General features: G+C 60.3%; 17 protein-coding genes. 8 read left to right on the top strand and 9 right to left on the bottom strand.

The features are described from left to right. Nucleotides 1–128 precede the first annotated feature (128 nt). The 8 genes from HK20_RS04085 (at nt 129) to murA (ending at nt 8,924) form a co-directional block, all read left to right on the top strand. Nucleotides 129–782: an ABC transporter substrate-binding protein gene (locus HK20_RS04085; protein ID WP_086645817.1), complete on the top strand. Its 654-nt coding sequence runs from the start codon at nt 129–131 to the stop codon at nt 780–782. A gap of 74 nt (nt 783–856) precedes the next feature. Further along, nucleotides 857–2,032, top strand: coding sequence for a bacteriohopanetetrol glucosamine biosynthesis glycosyltransferase HpnI (hpnI, locus tag HK20_RS04080; protein ID WP_086645816.1), 1,176 nt, complete (start codon nt 857–859; stop codon nt 2,030–2,032). 146 nt (nt 2,033–2,178) lie between these two features. Further along, on the top strand, nt 2,179–3,606 hold the full coding sequence (gene hpnJ / locus HK20_RS04075; protein ID WP_179290143.1) for a hopanoid biosynthesis associated radical SAM protein HpnJ: 1,428 nt from the start codon (nt 2,179–2,181) through the stop codon (nt 3,604–3,606). A gap of 122 nt (nt 3,607–3,728) precedes the next feature. Continuing rightward, nucleotides 3,729–4,583: a hopanoid biosynthesis-associated protein HpnK gene (gene hpnK / locus HK20_RS04070; RefSeq protein WP_086645814.1), complete on the top strand. Its 855-nt coding sequence runs from the start codon at nt 3,729–3,731 to the stop codon at nt 4,581–4,583. A 385-nt stretch (nt 4,584–4,968) separates the two neighbouring features. Next, on the top strand, nt 4,969–6,726 hold the full coding sequence (locus tag HK20_RS04065; RefSeq protein ID WP_086645813.1) for a carbohydrate porin: 1,758 nt from the start codon (nt 4,969–4,971) through the stop codon (nt 6,724–6,726). A 160-nt stretch (nt 6,727–6,886) separates the two neighbouring features. Beyond that, nucleotides 6,887–7,111: a hypothetical protein gene (locus HK20_RS04060; protein ID WP_086645812.1), complete on the top strand. Its 225-nt coding sequence runs from the start codon at nt 6,887–6,889 to the stop codon at nt 7,109–7,111. After that, nucleotides 7,102–7,656 carry a dCTP deaminase gene (gene dcd, locus HK20_RS04055; protein WP_086645811.1) on the top strand — a complete coding sequence of 185 codons (555 nt, stop codon included), beginning with the start codon at nt 7,102–7,104 and terminating at the stop codon, nt 7,654–7,656. Before HK20_RS04060 ends, dcd begins: the two co-directional genes overlap by 10 nt. 5 nt (nt 7,657–7,661) lie before the next feature. Next, the gene (murA, locus tag HK20_RS04050) at nt 7,662–8,924 is read left to right on the top strand and encodes a UDP-N-acetylglucosamine 1-carboxyvinyltransferase (RefSeq protein WP_086645810.1); all 1,263 of its coding nucleotides are present in this window, start codon (nt 7,662–7,664) and stop codon (nt 8,922–8,924) included. 105 nt (nt 8,925–9,029) lie between these two features. Here the strand turns inward: murA and HK20_RS04045 are convergent, their stop codons facing one another. The 9 genes from HK20_RS04045 to budA all read right to left on the bottom strand — a co-directional run bounded on the left by HK20_RS04045 (nt 9,030) and on the right by budA (nt 20,414). Beyond that, complete coding sequence (locus tag HK20_RS04045) at nt 9,030–9,623, bottom strand: LUD domain-containing protein (RefSeq protein ID WP_086645809.1); 594 nt, start codon at nt 9,621–9,623, stop codon at nt 9,030–9,032. Further along, entirely contained in the window at nt 9,620–11,026 is a 1,407-nt protein-coding gene (locus tag HK20_RS04040; RefSeq protein ID WP_086645808.1) for a lactate utilization protein B, read from the bottom strand. The genes HK20_RS04045 and HK20_RS04040 overlap by 4 nt, the downstream gene beginning before the upstream one ends. Beyond that, nucleotides 11,023–11,766 (bottom strand): (Fe-S)-binding protein, encoded by a 744-nt coding sequence (locus tag HK20_RS04035; protein ID WP_086645807.1) that lies wholly within the window; start codon nt 11,764–11,766, stop codon nt 11,023–11,025. Before HK20_RS04035 ends, HK20_RS04040 begins: the two co-directional genes overlap by 4 nt. Nucleotides 11,767–11,795: 29 nt before the next feature. Further along, nucleotides 11,796–13,493: a thiamine pyrophosphate-binding protein gene (locus HK20_RS04030; protein WP_086645806.1), complete on the bottom strand. Its 1,698-nt coding sequence runs from the start codon at nt 13,491–13,493 to the stop codon at nt 11,796–11,798. A gap of 98 nt (nt 13,494–13,591) precedes the next feature. Continuing rightward, nucleotides 13,592–14,926 carry a glycolate oxidase subunit GlcF gene (gene glcF / locus HK20_RS04025; protein WP_086645805.1) on the bottom strand — a complete coding sequence of 445 codons (1,335 nt, stop codon included), beginning with the start codon at nt 14,924–14,926 and terminating at the stop codon, nt 13,592–13,594. A gap of 11 nt (nt 14,927–14,937) precedes the next feature. Next, nucleotides 14,938–16,146, bottom strand: a complete 1,209-nt coding sequence (locus tag HK20_RS04020) for an FAD-binding protein (RefSeq protein ID WP_086645804.1) — start codon at nt 16,144–16,146, stop codon at nt 14,938–14,940. Nucleotides 16,147–16,167: 21 nt separating this feature from the next. Next, nucleotides 16,168–17,661 carry an FAD-linked oxidase C-terminal domain-containing protein gene (locus tag HK20_RS04015; protein ID WP_086645803.1) on the bottom strand — a complete coding sequence of 498 codons (1,494 nt, stop codon included), beginning with the start codon at nt 17,659–17,661 and terminating at the stop codon, nt 16,168–16,170. A 182-nt stretch (nt 17,662–17,843) separates the two neighbouring features. Further along, nucleotides 17,844–19,532, bottom strand: a complete 1,689-nt coding sequence (alsS, locus tag HK20_RS04010) for an acetolactate synthase AlsS (protein WP_086645802.1) — start codon at nt 19,530–19,532, stop codon at nt 17,844–17,846. 99 nt (nt 19,533–19,631) lie between these two features. Then, entirely contained in the window at nt 19,632–20,414 is a 783-nt protein-coding gene (gene budA / locus HK20_RS04005) for an acetolactate decarboxylase (protein WP_086645801.1), read from the bottom strand. Nucleotides 20,415–20,510 lie beyond the last annotated feature (96 nt).

The raw sequence follows: 20,510 nt of genomic DNA, 5'->3' as shown, positions 1-20,510 counted from the left end.
GAGGCCGGGCTCTCCGCACCCCACATCGTCGCTACCGCCCTTAACGCACTGGGTGTGAGCGCTACGGGCATCGGAGACATGCTCGAAGCAACCTTGTCAAACCGTGCAACCGGGACAAAATCGTAAGCATGAAACGTATTTCCTTCCGCGCAGGGCTCGTGCTTGGCATGAGCATGGCGCTTCTTCCCGTAGCTGGGGCTGGCGTATCCGCCCCGGCTGCGTTTGCCCAGTCCGCCCCGTCCAGTGCAGTGATTGCCCCCGTGCAAACGCTGTACACAGCGCTGGACCAGATCGTGCAGTCCCACGGCAGCTTTGCCGAGCGCAGCCAGATCGTGGCCACAGCGGTGGACAAGTCCTATGATCTGGAAGCCGTGCTCAAAGCCTCCATCGGCCTACGCTATAACGGGCTGAATGCAGACGAAAAGCAGAAGCTTCTGGCCGCATTCAAGGCCTACACCGTCTCGCGCTACGTGAGCAACTTCAAGCCGGGTGCGGACATCAAGTTCACCATCCAGCCCACCGTGACCGACACGGCCGTTGGCGGCAACAAGCTGGTGGTTACCGACCTTGGCGCGAGCGATGGCTCCACCCCGACCGAGATCAGCTACATCATGAACAATGCCAGCGGGTCATGGAAAATTGTGGACGTGCTGCTCAGCGATGCCCGCATCAGCCAGGCTGCGGCCCAGCGTTCGGACTTCAGCTCCACGCTGACCTCGGGTGGCGTTTCTGGCCTTATCAGCGTTCTTGAGCGCAAGGCTCAGGCCTACGCCAAAGACTAAGGGAACAGGAACAGGCGCGTGCGGCAACGCAAACAGACACACTCCCCCATTATGGGGCGCATGATGGTCGGGGCATGGTAGCGGTTTTTCCTCTTCTGGCTGCTGCCAGCGCGCTTCTTTCTGTTACTGGCTGTATCCAGTCCTCTCTGGGGGCTGGATTGCTGGCACGTTTTCGCCGCAATGAGCGGCAGCCTGTTGTGCTGGGCAGCCCCCCGCCGGTAACCGTGCTCAAACCCCTGTACGGCTCCGAACCCCTGCTGGAAGAAGCTCTGGAGAGCTTTTGTACACAGGATTACCCCCATATGCAGATCCTGTTTGGCGTGCGCGATGCGGATGACCCCGCTATTGCCGTTGTACGCCGCCTGCAGGAACGCCACCCTTCGCTGGACATGGAACTTGTGGTGGACCCCGCCCTGCATGGGCTGAACCGCAAGATCAGTAACCTGATGAATATTCTGCCCAAGGCGCGGCACGATATTCTGGTTATTTCCGATTCCGACATCCATGTACGGCCCGATTACCTGCAACACATTGTATCAGCCCTGCACCAGCCCAATACAGGACTGGTCACCACCCTGTACGCGGGTCTGCCGGCAAGTGGTTCCCTTGTGCAGATGCTGGCGGCCTGCCAGATCAACCATAATTTTCTGCCCGGTGTCATGCTCTCGCGTTATCTGGGGCGGCAGGACTGCCTGGGCGCCACCATGGCGCTGCGCCGCCAGACACTGGATGACATTGGCGGGCTGGAAGCCCTTTTACCCCATGTGGCCGATGATGCCCTGCTTGGCAGGCTGGTACGGCAGGCTGGCATGAACATTGCCATTGCCGAATGCATGACGTGGACCACCATTGCCGAATCCAGCTTTGGCGAGCTACTGCGGCACGAACTGCGCTGGGGCCGCACTGTGTGCACGCTGGCGCCAGCGGGGTATGCGGCCTCCTCCATCCAGCTGCCCCTGTTCTGGGCGACGCTGGTTGTGCTTTTTCAGCCACACGCGGCATGGAGTTTGCCATTCTTCTGGGGCATATGGGCCATGCGCGGGGTTACTTCGCTGCTGATTGACCGCGCCGTGGGCGCCCGCGCGCTGTGGCCTCTTTTGCTGCTTCCCCTGCGGGACTGGCTGTCTGCCGCCATTATGGTGGGGAGCGCCAGCGGGACAGAAGTCCACTGGCGGGGCCAGACCATGCACATTGCCCCCCACCCCAATACCGCACCAACACCCGTGAGGACTCTCTCCCCCGGACCCTAGTGAACGCATGCAAAGACTTGCCTTCTTCCTATACGCCAGAGTATTTGCCTAAACCAAATGCAGATACGGAAGTCCTTGAGCCAGCATTTATGCCGGAGCTTACTGTTGGACCCCACCGTTCTACGCCCTTGTCAGGATAGAAACCGATGACGATGAGAACCCTTTTTCTCCAGCCGCCAACTTTTGATGGTTTTGATGGCGGCGCAGGCTCGCGCTATCAGGCCCGCCGTGAAATTAAATCTTTCTGGTATCCGACATGGCTGGCCCAGCCTGCTGCTCTGGTTCCCGGCAGCCGCCTGATTGACGCCCCCCCCGCCAACATGGGCATGGAGCCCATTCTGGAAGACGTGAAAAACCGCGATCTGGTGGTGCTGCACACCTCCACCCCGTCCTTTGCCAAGGACGTGCAGGTAGCCCAGATGCTCAAGGACGTTAACCCGAACCTGAAGATTGGCATGGTTGGCGCCAAGGTGGCCGTTCAGCCGGAAGAAAGCCTGCTCAAAGGTGCGCCCATCGACTTTGTTGCCCGCAATGAATTTGATTACACGATCAAAGACATTGCCGATGGCATGGACTTCAAGGACGTGGACGGCATTACGTGGCGCAACAAGGATGGCGAAATTATTGCCAACCGCGACCGCGCCATGATCGAAGACATGGACGCCCTGCCCTTCGTGACCGAAGTGTACAAGCGTGACCTGCGGATTGAAGATTACTTCATCGGCTACCTCATGCACCCGTACCTCTCCATCTACACGGGCCGTGGCTGCAAATCGCGCTGCACCTTCTGCCTGTGGCCGCAGACCGTGGGTGGCCACCGCTACCGCACCCGCAGCCCGCAGCATGTGGCAGCCGAAATCCGTCTGGCCATGCAGTACTTCCCGCAGGTTAAGGAGTTCTTCTTTGATGATGACACCTTTACCGACGACCTGCCCCGTGCCGAAGCCATTGCGCGCGAACTGGGCAAGCTGGGTGTAACCTGGTCGTGCAACGCCAAGGCCAACGTGCCCTACGACACGCTCAAGGTCCTGCGTGACAACGGCCTGCGCCTGCTGCTGGTCGGCTACGAAAGCGGCAACCAGCAGATCCTGCACAACATCAAAAAAGGCATGCGCGTTGAAGTGGCGCGTGAGTTCACCAAGAACTGCCACGAACTGGGGATCAAGATCCACGGCACCTTCATTCTGGGTCTGCCGGGCGAAACGAAGGAAACCATTCAGGAAACCATTCGCTTCGCGCAGGAAATCAACCCGCACACGCTGCAGGTTTCCCTTGCCGCACCGTACCCCGGCACGGCCCTGTTCAAGGAAGCCACGGAAAACGGCTGGCTGGACGAAAGCAACGCCGAACTGCTCGACGACAACGGCGTGCAGATTGCACCGCTGCACTACCCCCACCTGTCGCACACCGAAATCTTCAACAGCGTGGAAGAGTTCTACAAGAAGTTCTACTTCCGCGCTCCCAAGATTGCCTCCATCGTGGGTGAAATGGTGCGTTCGCCCCAGATGATGAAGCGTCGCCTGCGCGAAGGTGTGGAGTTCTTCCAGTTCCTTAAAGGCCGCAAGGCTGCCTGATCTGGCATAACTCATGGCACTGGGTGGGGAATGGCGCATAAGTCCCCCACCCAGAACAGCCATGACAGCCCCCACCTGCCAGTGTTAGACACAGGCAAAGGTTACAAAGGGCTGCCAGAACCATGAAACGCGCCATTATTTCCGCCGATGATTTCGGCATGTCGGTTGAAGTGAACGAGGCCATTGAACAGGCCCACATCAACGGCGTTCTCTCAACTGCCAGTCTTATGGTGTCCGGCCCTGCTGCACAGGATGCCGTGGAACGGGCCAAACGCCTGCCCTCCCTTAATGTTGGCCTGCATCTGGTGGTTATTGAAGGACCATCGGTTCTGCCCCACAGCCGCCTGCCGCTGATTACGCGCGATAATGGCTGGTTCTCCTCCTCCCAGCTCGGGCTTGGAGTGGACTACTTCTTCCGCCCCGAAGGACGGCGGGAACTGGAGGCGGAAATTACCGCCCAGTTTGAAGCCTTCAGCCGCACGGGCCTGCCGCTGGACCACGCCAACGCCCACAAGCACATGCACCTGCACCCCACCGTAGGCAAAATGATGATTGGCATAGGCAAAGGCTACGGGCTGAATGCCGTGCGGGTACCTCTGGAGCCACCCCGCCCCCTGTATGCCGCAGGCACCTATACCGACACGTTGGGCGATGCCGCCCTGCGCCGCTGGACCGCCCTGCTGCGCCATCAGGCCCATGCTGCTGGCATGGCCACGAATGACTGGTGCTTTGGCCTGGCCTGGAGCGGGCACATGACCACCGAGCGCATGGCCGCTCTGGCAGCCCACCTGCCTGATGGTGTGTCCGAGATCTATTTCCACCCCGCCACCCACAAGAACACCATGCTCGCAGAGCTGATGCCCACATACGAGCATGAAGCCGAGTTCAAGGCACTCTGCTCTCCGGGCTTTCGCAAGGGGCTGGAGCAGGCGGGGGCACAGCTTTGCGGCTGGCAGGACATCGCCCGTGGAGCATAGCTGCTGCGCGTATGTTGCAAATTTATCGTTATAACAAAAATTTGCACTCCGTTTTTACTAAAAAACCTATTTTGTTTGGTTTTGGGTAATAATGTTTCAAAACCGCCCTTGACCGGACATTTCCGTTCATGCTCCTGATGGCAGACCGACAACAACAAAAACAATAACGGTCTGTCACATGGTCGCACATTCTGCCCGGCGGAATATCCGCCTCCGCTCTTATGCCGCCCAGCCTCGCGCGCTGTGGCATTACGCCCATGCCCTGCCGGTTCATGGGGTTGTACGCACGGCCTGAACAGCAGGCCCAGCAGCACGCTCCCTTAAACAAACCCCTGCACGCATAAGACAACTCCCTCCAGCAAGAGCGAGAGGAAGCGGAATAACAATGCCAAAAACACACCGCACCCAGCGCCCCGGCACCCCCGAACACGGGCCAAAACACACCCGCACAACCGCCGCCTGCGCCATTGCGCTGGCCTATGTGTGGCATGCGCCTTTTGGTTCTGGCGTGGCACAGGCCCAGACCACCCATGCCTCCGCCCTTACGGCCCAGCCAAGTGTGGCGCCTATTTCCGACACCATCATCAACCCCGGCAGCAAGGTCCATGCCCTGCCTGCGCAGTCCCTGCGCCCGCTGGATGCGGAAACCATTGGCCCGGACCTGAGCGCCATCCGCCGTCCGCCCAACACGCCCATTCCGCCAAGCGGGGTGCCCATTCTGCCGTCCCCCGGTCTGGCACCTTTGAGCGTGATGCCGATCATGCCATCGGAAACACCCCACTCGCTGCACCAGATCGAACTGGACTCCCTGATCAATGGGGAAGGCCCCTCCGCCCTGCTGCCAGCAAGCTGGGACGCCCAGCGTGATTACGACCTGCCAGACCCTTACTACGTGCCCACAGCCGGTACGGGGCACCTGATTCCGCAGCTGATGCCCTTCCGCGACCGGCTGAGGGACAAGGGGTTTTCGTTCTCCTTCTCCTACAAGGGGGAAGCCATGGGGCTGGCATCTGGCGGGTTACCGGGCCAGAAAGGCATCAGCTACGTGCATGAGCTGACCTTGCAGACCACGTTTGATCTGGGCCGCATGAACTCGGCACTTAACGGCTGGTCCGTGCATGGGCTGGTTATGGAACGTGCAGGCCGTGCCGCGCAGAACGTACGCGCAGGCGAATACTATGTGGCCTTGCAGGAAGTGTACACGCTCTCGGGCAACGTCGCGGCGCATCTGGTGGACATGTACGCCGAGAAAAAGATGCTCAACAACAAGCTGGACATCATTTTCGGCCGTATGTCGCTCACCCATGTGTTCGCGACATCCCCGCTGCTGTGCTCCTTCATGGTCACCTGCTCGGCCCCTGTGGCCATCAAGCAGCTACCGGGCATGAGCGTGTACCCAAAAGCCACATGGGGTGCGCGCGCACGCTTCCGCCCCACGCGGGATACGGCCATACAGGTTGGCGCTTACTCCGTAAGCACCTTGAGCGAGAACCCCTCGGGCTGGGCATGGGGGTCCGAGAACGCAACGGGCCTGTCCCTGCCGATCGAGTTCACCTGGGCACCGTTCCTGACCCGCAACCGCCTGCCCGGCCACTACGTGCTGGGATATGAGCATGACACCACCCGGTATGCGGACAAGATTGGCTCGGTCCTGCCCAAGCGCATTGCCGACACCCTGCCCGGCACACGCTCCGCCCCCTCCGATGCCATGTGGCTGGAGGCAGACCAGATGATCTACCGCCTTGGCGGGCGTAACCAGATGGCCGGTGGCTACCTGATGGCAGGTTACGTGCATGCCACCCCGCACGTGGTCAACATATCGGATCAGGCTTATGGCGGCCTGTCGTTTGTGGGGCTGATCCCCACCCGCCTGACAGACCGTTTTGGTGTGCTGTATTCATGGTACAAGGTCAGCCGCCGCCGCCGGGAGAGCGAAATTCTGGCCGTGGATGGCGGGTACTCACTGGGATCGACCATTCGCGGAATCCAGAATGATTCCGAACTGGTCGAAGCGTATTACGGGATTGACGCCACACATGGCGTGCTGGTCCAGCCTGAGTTCCAGTATCTGATCCACCCGGGCGAAACACACCACATCCCCAATGCGGCCCTGATTGGGCTCAAGGTTATTGCCAACCTGTAAAAACCACCCCCTGCCGGTGCGCCCACTGCACCGGCAGGCACGCATAAAACAGCACAAAGGCCGCCCGCCCCTGTGGCAGGCTCTAGGCATGGCGCGGTACGTCTGCTAGTCAGCAAGGCGAACGTTTAACCCGTACGCGACTGGCCTTGCTGCATCTGGCATGACTGACACGCCCGACAAAACCCAATCTTCCGGACAGACCCTTTCCGCCAGAGCGGAGGCGGCCCGCGCCGAGCGGCTTGCCCGCCAGGCCGCGGCACTGCGCGCCAACCTGCGCCGCCGCAAGGATCAGGCCCGGACCAGACAGGACCATAACACGGCGGAGGAGCCATCCCCCGCCACCACACAGCCCCCCGGTAATGGAGAGAGCAAGACATGCCCGTGATGCCCGATACATGGATCCGCCAGATGGCGCACGATCACGGCATGATCGAACCGTTTGTGGAAAGCCAGAAGCGCGAAGGCGTTATTTCCTACGGTCTGTCCTCCTACGGGTATGATGCCCGCGTGGCCGATGATTTCCGTATTTTTACGGATGTGAACAACGCCATTGTGGACCCCAAGAACTTCAGCCCCGAAGGTTTTGTGTCCCGCAAGGCGGATGAATGCATTATTCCGCCCAACAGCTTTGTGCTGGCCCATACCATTGAATACTTCCGTATTCCGCGGGATGTGCTGGTGGTCTGCCTTGGCAAGTCCACCTACGCGCGATGCGGCATTATTGTAAACGTGACCCCGCTTGAACCGGAATGGGAAGGGCAGGTCACGATCGAGATCAGCAACACCACCCCCCTGCCCGCGCGCATTTACGCCAATGAGGGGATCTGCCAGTTCCTGTTCTTCAAGGGCGATTCCCCGTGCGAGACCAGCTACGCGGACCGTGCGGGCAAATATATGGGCCAGCGTGGCGTTGCCACGCCCCGGATGTAAAAACCATGGATCATTTTGTTATCCGCGGCGGCCGCCCCCTGCACGGCGAAATTACCATTGGCGGGGCCAAGAATGCGGGCCTCAAGCTGCTGGTGGCGGGGCTGCTGACCTCCGAACGGCTGGTGCTGTCCAACGTCCCCCATATTGCCGACATTGCCACCATGCGCGCCCTGCTGGAGCAGCACGGGCTGGAAGTGCATGATGTTACGGGCGATGGCTCCACCCTGTCGGTCGGGGGGGATATTACCAATACCGAAGCCCCGTATGACATTGTTTCCAAAATGCGGGCCTCCATTCTGGTGCTTGGCCCGCTACTGGCCCGCTGCCGGGAGGCGCGCGTGTCCCTCCCCGGTGGGTGCGCCATTGGCACCCGCCCGGTGGACCTCCACCTTAAAGGGCTGGAAACACTGGGCGCGGAAATTACGCTGGAAAACGGCTATATTAACGCCCGCGCTCCCAAGGGGCTTGTTGGCGACCGCATTATTCTGCCTTTTGCCTCGGTCGGGGCGACTGAAAACCTGATGATGGCGGCAACGCTTGCGCAGGGCAAAACCGAAATCATTAACGCCGCGCGTGAGCCGGAAATGGTGGATCTGGCCAACTGCCTGAACGCCATGGGCGCCCGCATTACGGGTGCGGGCAGTTCCGCCATTTTAATTGATGGCGTGGAAGCCCTGCACGGTGCCGAACACCGCATTATGCCCGACCGTATTGAATGCGGGACCTATGCCTGTGCCGCCGCCATTACAGGTGGGGACCTGCGGCTGGTAGGCGGGCAGATGGACCATCTGGGCGCTGTTGTGCGTGCACTGGAAGAATGCGGAACCGAAGTCACGCAGGATGGGGACACCATGCGCGTGCGCCGCACCGGAGCGCTGCGCGGGATCGACATCATGACCGAGCCTTACCCCGGATTCCCGACCGATATGCAGGCCCAGTTCATGGCCCTGCTCTCGGTTGCCGAGGGGGCCTCCATGATTACCGAGACCATTTTTGAAAACCGGTTCATGCATGTGCCCGAGCTCAACCGCATGGGTGCGCGCATTAACGTCCACGGTTCTTCCGCTATTATCCGTGGGGTGCATAGCCTGTCTGGCGCACCGGTTATGGCGACCGACCTGCGGGCCTCGTTCTCGCTCATTCTCGCAGGGCTCGCCGCCCATGGAGAGACCATTCTGAGCCGCGTGTACCACCTTGACCGGGGGTATGAGGCGGTGGAGCGCAAACTGGCCAAATGTGGCGCACTGATCGAGCGCGTGCGGGACTGAACGCCCGTTAGCCCTCGACCCGAGCGCAAAAAAGCCGGAGCAGCGTAAACTGCTCCGGCTTTTTTTATGCGTATCCCACCTTCAGGCGGGATGGGGGGACAAGGCTCAGTCTTCCCACCACACGCTCAGAGTACGCACGCCCTGCGCACCGCGGATCAGCACACCCTGAATATCCGCCGTGGCGGATGGCCCGCTCATGAGCACACCATAATTGGCGGTGTGGAACTCGGGGCGGTCCATATAAGCCGTATGCATGTTGGCAGTCAGGTTTTTGGCCGACAGGATCACCACAATATGCTGGGTCAGGTGGGCGGCGGAGTTCAGGTCCTGCAACTGGGCTTCGCTCAGGTAGATCGAACCCATTTCCGCAATGCCGAAGGGGGAGCGCACAACCAGCACATCCACCGAGGCCGCCTGCTGGGGTGTGCCCAGCTCTTCTATGCGGATCGTACCTTCAAAATCCGGCACGGCGGAGCAGATAACCTTGGAATCGGGGAAGCGGCGGGCAATGGCGGTGGCCAGTGTGTCCCCCTCCTGCCGTTCCAGCACCTGCCCACCCAGAATCTGGAGGCTGTTTTCAAACCGGGCCTGCCCGTTATCCATATCCCCCAGACGTGCAACGGGGGGGAGCGGGTGGGCCTTGGGGTCTGGCCTGTTATCGCGCAGGCGGGTCAGAATGGCATCGCGCGAGGTGCTCATGCGCTTTCCCCTTCCTTCTTTTTGGTTTTCAGGCGGTTCTGCTTGTACCAGCTATGGAAGGTCTGCTTGACCGGATGCGGCAGTTCGCGGTGCTTGCCCCACGGGTTAAGCCAGTTATACAGCACAAAGCGCGGCATGGTGCTGAGCGCGACCTCGGTCCCGTTAATGGCGGCACGGTACAGGGTGGGCTGCCCCATAAGCTTGCCCGCCATGTGCATGACCTCACGCTTTACAAACGGCAGTTCGTGGTGTTCGGCCAGAACACGCCGCCATTTGTAGAGCTGTTCGTGAATGTTGATCTTGACCGGGCACACATTGGTGCAGCTCCCGTTCATGGTCGAGGCAAAAGGCAGCGTGCTGTATTTGCGCTCGTTAAAGGTGGGGTCAATAATCGCGCCAATGGGGCCGGAATACACCGCACCATAAGACAGACCACCCGAACGGCGATAAACCGGGCAGGTATTCATACATGCGCCACAGCGGATACATTTGAGCGAGGTCCAGAAGTCCTCCATGCCCAAACGGTGCGAACGCCCGTTATCCACCAGCACCACATGCATCTCGCTCCCTTTTTGCGGGCCACGGAAATGCGTTGTGTACTGCGTAATGGGCGAACCAAGGGCCGAGCGTGAAAGCAGGCGGATAAACACACCCATATCCGCCATACGCGGCACCAGCCGTTCGATCCCGATCGTGGCAATGTGCAGGCCGGGTACAGTCGCGCTCAGGTCGGCATTGCCTTCGTTGGTGCAGACCACAAAGGAGCCTGTTTCGGCCACCACAAAGTTGCCACCCGTCATGCCCGCATCGGCAGACAGAATAACCGGGCGGGCAGCCAGCCGCTGCTGCCATGCAAGGGACTGCGCGCTGTTGTCGTTGGGGTCCGTGTGATAGTGCTCGGCAAAAATCTTGGCGACATCGGGGATCAGCTTATGCACGGCTGGCACCACAATGTGACTGGGCATCTGGTTATCCAACTGCTGGATGCGCTCCCCAAGGTCAGTTTCCGTCACCACAACGCCGCGTGGTTCCAGATACTCGCGCATGCAGCATTCTTCGGTCACCATGGATTTGCTCTTGATGAGCGATTTGGCGCCGTGCTTTTCCAGAATTTCGCCAACAATGCGGTTATGTTCCGCGCCATCGGCTGCCCAATGCACATGAATACCGTTCTTTTTGGCGTTGGCCTCAAACTGTTCGAGGTATTCAGGCAGGTTGGCCAGCGTGTGCTCCTTGATGGCGGATGCACGTGCGCGCAGTTCCTGCCATTCGGGCAGAATGTGCATCTGCCCGTCACGCTTTTGCCGCAGGTCCCACAGCCGTTCGTCATGGAAATCCATGTGGGCGGTATCTTCGATAAACGCTTCCGCCGCCTTGGCGTGGTTGACAGGTTTGACTTTCATTCCCGCGCTCCATTCAGAATTTCAGCAATATGAATGAAGCGGATGGGAACACCGGCCCGCTCCGCACACCCTTGCTGGTGCATCATGCAGGACGTATCGGCCGAGACAATATACTCAGCCCCTGCCTGATGGTGGTCCCGCACCTTGTCCGTGCCCATTTTGGCCGAAACAGCCTCCTCCGTAACCGAGAAGGTGCCACCAAAACCGCAGCATTCATCAGGCCGTTTGGGTGTAGCAAAGGAAATACCCTTGACCTTGCCCAGCAGGTCCATGGGTTTGGAAAAGAACGGCTCACCCAGTTCGGACATGCTGGCCGTGCGCAGGGCGCGCAGGGTGCCGCAGCTGTTGTGCAGCCCCACCTTGTGCGGGAACTCCGCCCAGGGGAAGTCCTGCACCTTGAGCACATCGTGCAAAAACTCGACCAGTTCAAACGTGTTTTCACGCACATGGCGTACGTCATCGGTCTGCTCGATGGCGTCAAAATTATCGCGCACATGGTGCGTACAGCTGCCAGACGGCATGACAATGGCATCATACTTGGCAAAGTTTTTAACAAACAGTGCCTCTGCCGCAGCCGCATCCTTGTTGCAGCCCGAATTGGCCATGGGCTGGCCACAGCAGGTCTGGTTCATTGGGTATTCCACGTCCTGCCCCAGCTTTTCCAGCAGTTCCAGTGTGGCAATCCCCGCGTTTGGATAAAACGCGTCTATATAACAGGGAATAAACAACCCGATTTTCATACGCACCCCCGGTAAAGAAGCGAGCCTCCTCAGCTCGCTGCAATCACAATTTCCACTAACGATGGGCCATCAGTCGCCAAGGCGGCCTCCAATGCGGGGGCAATATCTACCGCCCGTGTCACTTTGGTGGAGGGCACCCCCATGGAACGGGCGAGCGCCTGATAGTCTATGCTCGGGTTAACAATGTCCATGGCCGGATATGTGCCCTCCCGCGCGGAAATATAATCTTTCTGCTGCCGCATGAAGTTCTTGAGCACGTTGTACTCCTGATTATTCATGACCACAAAAGTAACGGGCAGCTTTTCATGTGCCGCGGTCCACAATGCCTGTGGCGAATACAGGGCCGCCCCATCCCCCACAAGGGAGACCACACGCTCGCGCCCAAGGCCGAGTGAGGCCCCAACCGCTGCGGGCATGCCCCAGCCCAGCGCACCGCCACGCAGGAATGAATACTGCGCAGACCACGCACTTTCCAAAAACAGACGCACATCGGAGGATGTGGCTATGGCCTCATCCACAATGGCAATATCCGGCCCCACGGCGCGCACCACTTCCCACGCGGCAACGCTGGGGTGGATGACCGCATCGCTACGGTGGGCCTGCATGGCCTGTCTGGCCTGCGCCTTATGCTGCATGCGCTGGGCGGCCACACGCTCGCCCGCCGCGTGGTAGGCCGCGGCTCTGCCCTGTGTGAGCACCTGCAACTCCGGCAGCAGGGCCTGAAGCGACGCCCGCACATCCCCCACGACCGAAAGCGGGGTCCAGAACGTGCGCCCAAGGTCCCTTACATCGGACGACATCTGATACACCGCACAACTTGGCGGCAGGGCCGGGCCTTCGGTGTAGAGAATGGTAATGAGCGATTTGCCACCAAGGGCAAAAATGGCGTCATACGCGCCCAGTGTCTGCGCAATGGCGGTTGCCTGTGTGGGCAGGTTGCCGCACCACAACGGGTGTGCTGTGGCAAAGGGAATGCGCGACGGCCAGGAAGACCCATAAACCGGCGCACCCAGGCACTGGGCCACGGCGGCGACCTCGGCTGCCGCATCGGAGCCGTACACCTCGTCCCCCGCAATAATGGCCAGCCGCCCCGGTGCTATGCCCGCCAGTGCACGGGCCAGCTCGGGCAGGCCACCGGCCACAGCCTGCCGGTTGATCAGCGATGGCGCACCAATATCCACCGCACTCAGCTCCTCCATGACGTCCATGGGGAGCGAGAGGAACACAGGCCCGGCGGGGGCTGCCGTGGAATCATGGAAGGCACGGCGCAACAACACGGGCAACTGGTCCGCATGGGCGACTTCCTGCGCCCATTTAACGGCGGGGCGGGCAATCTGCACCAGATCCCCGAACAGTAGCGGGTCGGAAATGGTATGGCGCGAATCCTGCTGCCCCGCAGTCACCACCAACGGCGTTTGCGAGACACTGGCGTTTAGCAGGTTCCCCAGCCCATGCCCCAGCCCGCCCGCCGTATGCAGGTTTAAAAAACCCGGCTTGCGGGCGGCCTGCGCATAGCCATCGGCCATGGCCACAACGCTGGCCTCCTGCAGACCCAGTACGTAATGCACGTCGGGTATTTCCAGCAGCGCATCTATCAGCGGGAGTTCGGTGGTGCCGGGGTTGCCAAAAATGTAATCAACCCCCTCGCTCCGCAACACCTCCAGCAATACGGCAGCCCCACGGCGCAGTTGCCCTCCGGCTGTATCCACCCCTGTTATGCCTGACATGCCTTATGCTCCCCTGCGCTGTTGCGCGCCTTGCACCTGTGTCCGCCGTTATCTAACCCGCTACGGGCCACACCGTGTGCGGCGCGGCCCTGTGCTGGCTACTCCGCCGCCAGCTTCTGCCCTTTAAGGGCTGCGGGTTCCGGCCCGCCAGTGGCCCAGTCCAGCAGTTCCACCGTGTGCACAAACGGCAGCCCGGCCTCCCCTGCAAGCTGGGTCATACACCCGATGTTGCCGCTGGCGGCAATCTGGGCATGTACGGAGCGGATGTTGCGCAGCTTGCGCTCCTTCAGCTCATTGGCGATGTCTGGCTGGAGCAGGTTGTAGGTGCCAGCAGACCCACAGCACAGGTAGCCTTCGGGCACATCCAGCACGGTAAAGCCTGCCTCACGCAGCAGGTCCTTGGGTTGGTTCACAATCCGCTGGCCGTGCTGCATGGAACACGCGGAATGGTACACCACCCGCAGCCCAGTGGGGGTGGCAGGTTTTTCCAGCCCGATCTCGACCATAAACTCGGTAATGTCCCGCGCCATGGCGGACACGCGCGCGGCCTTGTCCGCCCATTCCGGGTCCAGCCTGAGTGCGTGGCCATAGGCCTTGATGGATGTGCCACAGCCGGATGTGTTGATGACAATGGCATCCAGCCCGTCCGGGCCATCGGCCTCACGCAGCCAGGCGTCAATATTGGCCTTGACCAGTGGCAGGGCCTGCGCCTCGTCCCCCATATGTTCGGCAGGGGCACCACAGCAGCCTGAACCTGCTGCGACCACCACCTCTACCCCATGGCGCTGGAGCAGGCGGATTGTGGCTTCGTTAATGGCTGTGTCCAGCACGGTCTGCACGCAGCCGTTAAGCAGCGCCACACGCTTGTGCGGTTTGACCGCCTTGCCTGCCTGCGGCGCGGGTAAAAATGTTTGCGGCCGGTCCACCGGGCTGGGAGCGGGCAACGGGTTGGTTGGCACCATATCCAGCATGGCACGCAGGGTGCCCGAGAACAGACCCCGGAAGGGCCTGCCCAGACGCCCGCCAAAAATGGCAAGGCGGAACAGGCGGGCATTGGGAATAAGCCGGACCAGCAGTTCGCGCACGGCACGCTGGAAGAGCGGGCGTTTGTAATGCTCCTCCACATATTCGCGGCCATGGGCGATCAGTTTGGAGTATTCCACGCCTGACGGGCAAATGGCCTCACACGCAAGGCAGGTCAGGCAGCGGTCCAGATGTTCGACCGTTTTGGCATCAGGCACGCCACCTTTTTCGTACATGTCCTTCATAAGGAAAATACGGCCGCGCGGGCTGTCGTTTTCCTCATGCTTGACGGCGTATGTGGGGCAGCGCGAGAGGCACACGCCACAATGGACGCAGTTGCCAATAATGTCCTTGGCCAACTGCACGTTCGGGTCCGCATCCAGCGCGGCCTGGGGAATATGGCTGAGCATTGGGGCGTCTCCTATGCCTGAACGGTCATGCGGCCGGGGTTGAGAATACCTGCCGGGTCAAAGGCTGTGCGGGTGCGCGCGGCCAGCGCTGCAACCCCTGCACTGACGGGCGGGAACGCACCAAACTGGGCACGCACCGCATCGGGCGCACGCAGCAGGGTTGCGCGCGCGCCTGCTTTTTCCGCCATTTTACGGTAACGCAGGGTATCCACCTCGGGCTGCACGCCGCGCATGGTGGAGAACACCACACCGCCGGCCCAGTCCACAAAAAAGCGGTTGATGCAGCCTGCACTGCGCGCCTGCTCCACAAAGGCGGGCATGGTTGTGGCGGGCAGGTTAACACGCCACACCAGTTCGTCCGGTTTGGCATTCAGGCAGTCCAGTTCACGCACACCGGCCCACAGGGCGCGGCTCTGCTCCTGCTCCAGCACCACCATGCCACCACGGGTGGCCAGCATGCCATTGAGCACCTGCTGGTTGCCCGCAACGCCGGGGACCGTGCCTTCCACACGCACCAGCAGCTCGCACACCCCTGCGGCATTGACCCTGCGGGCCAGCCCGCCAAGCCCCAGCGGAAGGGCGCGCATTCTGGCAAACAGGGCTACGTCCTCCTCCAGTGCGGCGGCGGGCAGCACCAGAGTTACCTCCGCCCGTGGGGCGGGCAGCACCTTGAGTGTAACGGTTGTGAGTGCTGCCAGCGTACCGTTGGCCCCTGTCACCAGTTTGCTGATGTCGTAGCCGGTCACGTTCTTCATGGTCCGGCCGCCAGCCTTGAACACATCGCCCTGACCGTTCACGCCTTCCACGCCCAGAACGAAGTCCCTTGCAGCCCCGGTCAGAATCCGGCGCGGGCCAGACAGGGCGGTGGAAACCGCCCCACCCAGTGTGCTGCGCGCGCCACTGGTACCGTACAGCCCGGCATAACGTGGGGGTTCAAACGGCAGGTATTGCCCTTTTTGCGCCAGAACCTGCTCGACCTCATCCAGCGTGGCGCCAACACCTGCGCGAATCACCAGATCATCAGGGTCATAAAAATCTATCTGGTCCAGCCCGCCCAGTTCCAGCACGCGGGTAGCGGCAACCGGGTTACCCAGCCCGGCACGGGTGCCATTACCCCGCACCACCAGAGGCTCGCTCCGGCTGGCCGCGTCCATAAGAATATCTGCAACGTCCTGTGTTGTGGCAGGACGCATGGATGCAGTGGTTTGTGTGTCTGTCATGCTTGCAATGCCCTACCAGAATCAGAAACGCGGAATATCCGCAAAACGCAGATTGCCGTTATGCACATGCATCCGCCCGAATTCCGCACAGCGGCACAGGGTGGGGAACATCTTGCCCGGGTTCAGCAGGTCCTTGGGGTCAAACGCACATTTGACCATCTGCTGCTGCTGCAAATCCACTTCGGTAAACTGGTGGGTCATGAGGTCACGTTTTTCAACGCCAATACCGTGTTCGCCGCTGAGCACCCCGCCCGCATCCACGCAGGCGATCAGCACATCGGCCCCGAACTCCTCGGCTTTTTCCAGATCGCCCGGTTTGGCGGCATCATACATGATGATGGGGTGCAGGTTGCCATCCCCCGCATGGAAGCAGTTGGCGTAATCCAGCCCGTATTTTTTGGACATGTCCGCCATCTTGTTCAGCACCTCGGGCAGCTTGTTGCGCGGGATGGTGCCGTCCGTGCAGTAATAATCCGGACAGAGCTTGCCAATGGCGGAAAATGCCAGCTTGCGGCTGCTCCATATGCGCTGGCGTTCTTCCTCCGTGGTGCTGACCTTGAGCTCAATAGCCCCCTGTCCACGCGCCACATCGCTGACCACACCAACCAGTGCGTCCACCTCAACCGCCGTGCCATCAAGCTCGCACAGCAGGAGTGCGGCCGTGCGGTCATCAAACTTTTCCTTGATCAGGACGGAAACCGCATCAAGCACCTTGCGGTCCATGAACTCCAGACCCGCAGGAATAATACCCACGCCAATAATGGCGCCCACACATTCGCACGCTTCCTCCACCGACGCGAAGCTCATGGAAATAACGCGTGCAACTTCGGGCACGGGCTCCAGCCGCACGGCAATTTCGGTCACCACCGCCAACAGCCCTTCAGAGCCGGTCAGCACCCCCATAAGGTCCAGCTCACCCTCGGCCGCGCCAAGGTAGGCCCCGCCCAGTTCCACCATTTCGCCGGTCATCAGCACGGCCTGAATGCCCAGAATATGGTTAGCGGTCACACCGTATTTAAGGCAGTGCACGCCCCCGGCATTTTCCGCCACATTGCCACCAATGGTGGAGATCAACTGGCTGGACGGGTCAGGCATGTAGCACAGGCCAAGATGGCTGACGGCCTCGGTAATTTTAATATTGGGAACACCCGGCTGCACGCGGGCTACGCGGTTGTGTTCATCCACCGCCAGCACGTTGCACAGGCGGGACGTAACCAGCAGCACGCCATCTTCCAGCGGCAGGGCACCACCCGAGAGCGATGTGCCAGAACCACGGGGGACAATCTTGACGCCTTTTTCGTTGCAGAAACGCAGAACAGCCTGCACTTCCTGCGCAGACCCCGGCAGCACGACCAGCAGCGGCATGGCCATATAGGCGGTAATGCCATCGCACTGGTAAGGCCTACGCTGTGCATCGTCGGAAATAACCCAGTCTTTTCCCACAATCTGGCGCAGACCCTGCGCCAGTGCATCACGCTGGCTTATAATGGTCTGGTTGGGTTCGGGCATCTGCATTCTTGTTCTCTTTCATACTGCGTTGCCGCGTCATGGAAGAAAAAAGGCAGTCTGCCTGCCTCCTTTGCTCCGTCCGTCAGTGGCGCCGTGCTGTGGTGTTATAACAACATTATCGCGCTAATGAAACGGATGGAGCGGATGACAGCAATAGAACCTGTTCTGCGTCAAGCGCAGCGCTATGTTCAGGCTGCTGCCGTGGTTTCCCCCAGCTGTGCCAGAGGCTGCATGAGCAGGTGGTTGTGCGAGTAGTCAACCGGCACGGCAATAACCACCGGACCTTCCACATCCATGGCCTCGCGCAGGGCCTGCCGCACGCCATCTTCCGTTGTGGCCGTAATGCCTTTTGCCCCGCAGGCTTCTGCATATTTTGCAAAATCGATCGGGCCAAAATGCACGCCGGATCCACGACCGTACTTCTTCTGCTCCTGAATTTCGACCATGTTGTAAGCCTGATCAATCCAGACCATATGGATCAGATTGCACTTCAGGCGCACGGCTGTTTCCAGCTCCATGCTCGACATCATGAATCCGCCATCGCCAGAAATTGAAACAACTTTTTGCGATGGATTAACAAGGCTGGCCGCAATCCCCCACGGCAGGCCCACACCCATGGTTTGCTGGCCGTTGCTGATAAGCACCTGACGCGCCCGGAAGGAGAGCAGGTAACGCGCCAGCCAGATATGGAATGTTCCCATATCCAGGCACAGGGTCATGTCCGGGGTTACAAACTGTTCCAGCTCACGCACGATCTGGAGCGGGTGCACGGCGGAGTTACTGCTGCTACGTGCCGTAAGCAGCGCAGTGCTGCGGGCTTTTTTATACCCTTCCAGCACCGCTTCCAGCTCCGGCGCGCGGGCAAGGCCACCGGCTTTGCCGCCCAGCCCTTCAAGGGTCAGGGCAATGTCCCCGATCAGTTCAATGGCGGGCACAAAGGCATTGTCGAGTTCAGCCGCCACAATATCAACATTGATAATCTGGCGGGCGTCATTCACGTTCCACAGCCACGGGTCATATTCCACCGGGTTGTAGCCCACGGCCACCACCACATCGGCCTCGTGCAGAAGCTGGTCCCCGTGCTGGTTGCGGAACAGACCGATACGCCCGCCAAAGCGGTCCACCAGCTCTTCCGATACGGCACCAGCTGCCTGATACGTCCCCACAACCGGCACGCCTGTCTGTTTGACAAAAGCGCGCACGGCATCTGCCACATCCGGGCGGCTGGCCAGCATGCCCAAAAGCATGACGGGACGCCTGGCTTTTTTAAGCAGCGTTGCGGCCTCGGCCACCACATCCGCCGGAGCGCCCCCCATGCGCGGGGCCAGACGGTCCGCCAGAACCGGGGCATTGGCAGGCATGGACAGCACATCCATGGGCGTGCTGACAAATGCCGCCCCCGGCCGCCCGCTTTCTGCAAAGCGGAAGGCATTGGCCATAACTTCCGAAATGGCGGTGGGGGTGGTCAGTTCCACGCTGTATTTGGTTACGGGGCGGAACAGGCTGACCGTATCCATGGTCTGGTGTGTCAGCTTAAGCCGGTCTGCCAGCTTGACCGCACCACCAATGGCCAGAACGGGGTCCCCTTCCGAATTGGCGGTGGCCAGCCCGGTAATAAAGTTGGAAGCACCGGGGCCAGATGTTGCAATGCACACCCCGGCCTTGCCGGTAATGCGCCCAAGGCCACCGGCAATAAAGGCGGCATTCTGCTCATGCCGGGTCACAACGGTTTCGATCGAGGAATCAACCAACGCGTCAAACAGCCGGTCCACCTTGGCACCGGGAATACCAAACACATGGGTAATGCCATGCGCTTCCAGATTTTTGACAATAAGCTCCGCACCGCATTGTGCAGTGGTATCTGCCATTTTGGTCATTGTTGTAAAAACCCTCAGGTCAGGCGGGGTTGCGGGGGGAAAAGTCGCGCAACAACCCCGTGCAGTTCAAAAAAACAAACAGGTCAGGCCGGCAAGGTGTCAGCCACCTTCGGCAATGCGAATGGCTTCACTCAGGCTTTCGGGGTTCAGGTTGGCCTGCGCAAACTGCTTTGTGCGCGGCAACTGCACCTGAAGGTCGGAAATTGTGGCAACCTCAAGCATACCCTTAACAATTCTGTATTCGGTCACATGCCCACCGCGCTTATGGTCCTCGGACAGAAAGTGCAGGTGGTAGCCAGCAACATTCACGCCCTGCATGTAAACCGGGCTGCGGAAGCCGATCATGGTTCCGGTAACCGATTCCAAGGTAAAGGTTGGCTGCTTTTTAACCACTTCGAGCATATGCGGGTACGGCTTGCACTGGCAGAACACCGTGCGCGTATCCACCCGCTCGAACAGGCCGGTAAAGCGCACCGCACCAAACAGGTTGGGGTTGCCAAGCAGGTGGTCCACCAGCTCTTCAAAACTTTCCTTGTCCTTGGGCGTGTCGATCATCACGTTTTTTTCGGGTTCGAAATACGTCACGCAGGCAAAGGGAGTTTTGAGCGAACCGGGCACTTCCGCTGCCAGCCCTTCCGCACGGAACTGGCGCACAACGCCGTCCGTTACAATCATTTCCCCGTCAAGGGAGTTAAAGGTGCCAAGGCCGAAGTTGCCGTGCTGGAGCAGTTCATCCAGCGTGGTTTCCCCGTCGTACACCGCGTCCAGCAGGGCAGCCATGGTGGAGGTCTGGTAAAGGCGGTTCACTGGTGGTTTGCCCACAACCCCGTTCCCCAACGCCGCGGACCGCAGATCTATATCCGCTACCGGCTGCTTTACCATGCTCAACACTCCTTCAAACGCTTAACGGCCCATACTCATCTGACGCAGATGTTATAACGGCTTGAAGCAGTCTTCCAATATATCTTGGCGGTGTTA

Origin of the sequence: Acetobacter sp. DsW_54 (assembly GCF_002153575.1) — a bacterium.
Classification (GTDB): Bacteria; Pseudomonadota; Alphaproteobacteria; order Acetobacterales; family Acetobacteraceae; genus Acetobacter; species Acetobacter fabarum.
This window is presented reverse-complemented; position numbering and strand designations above follow the sequence as displayed.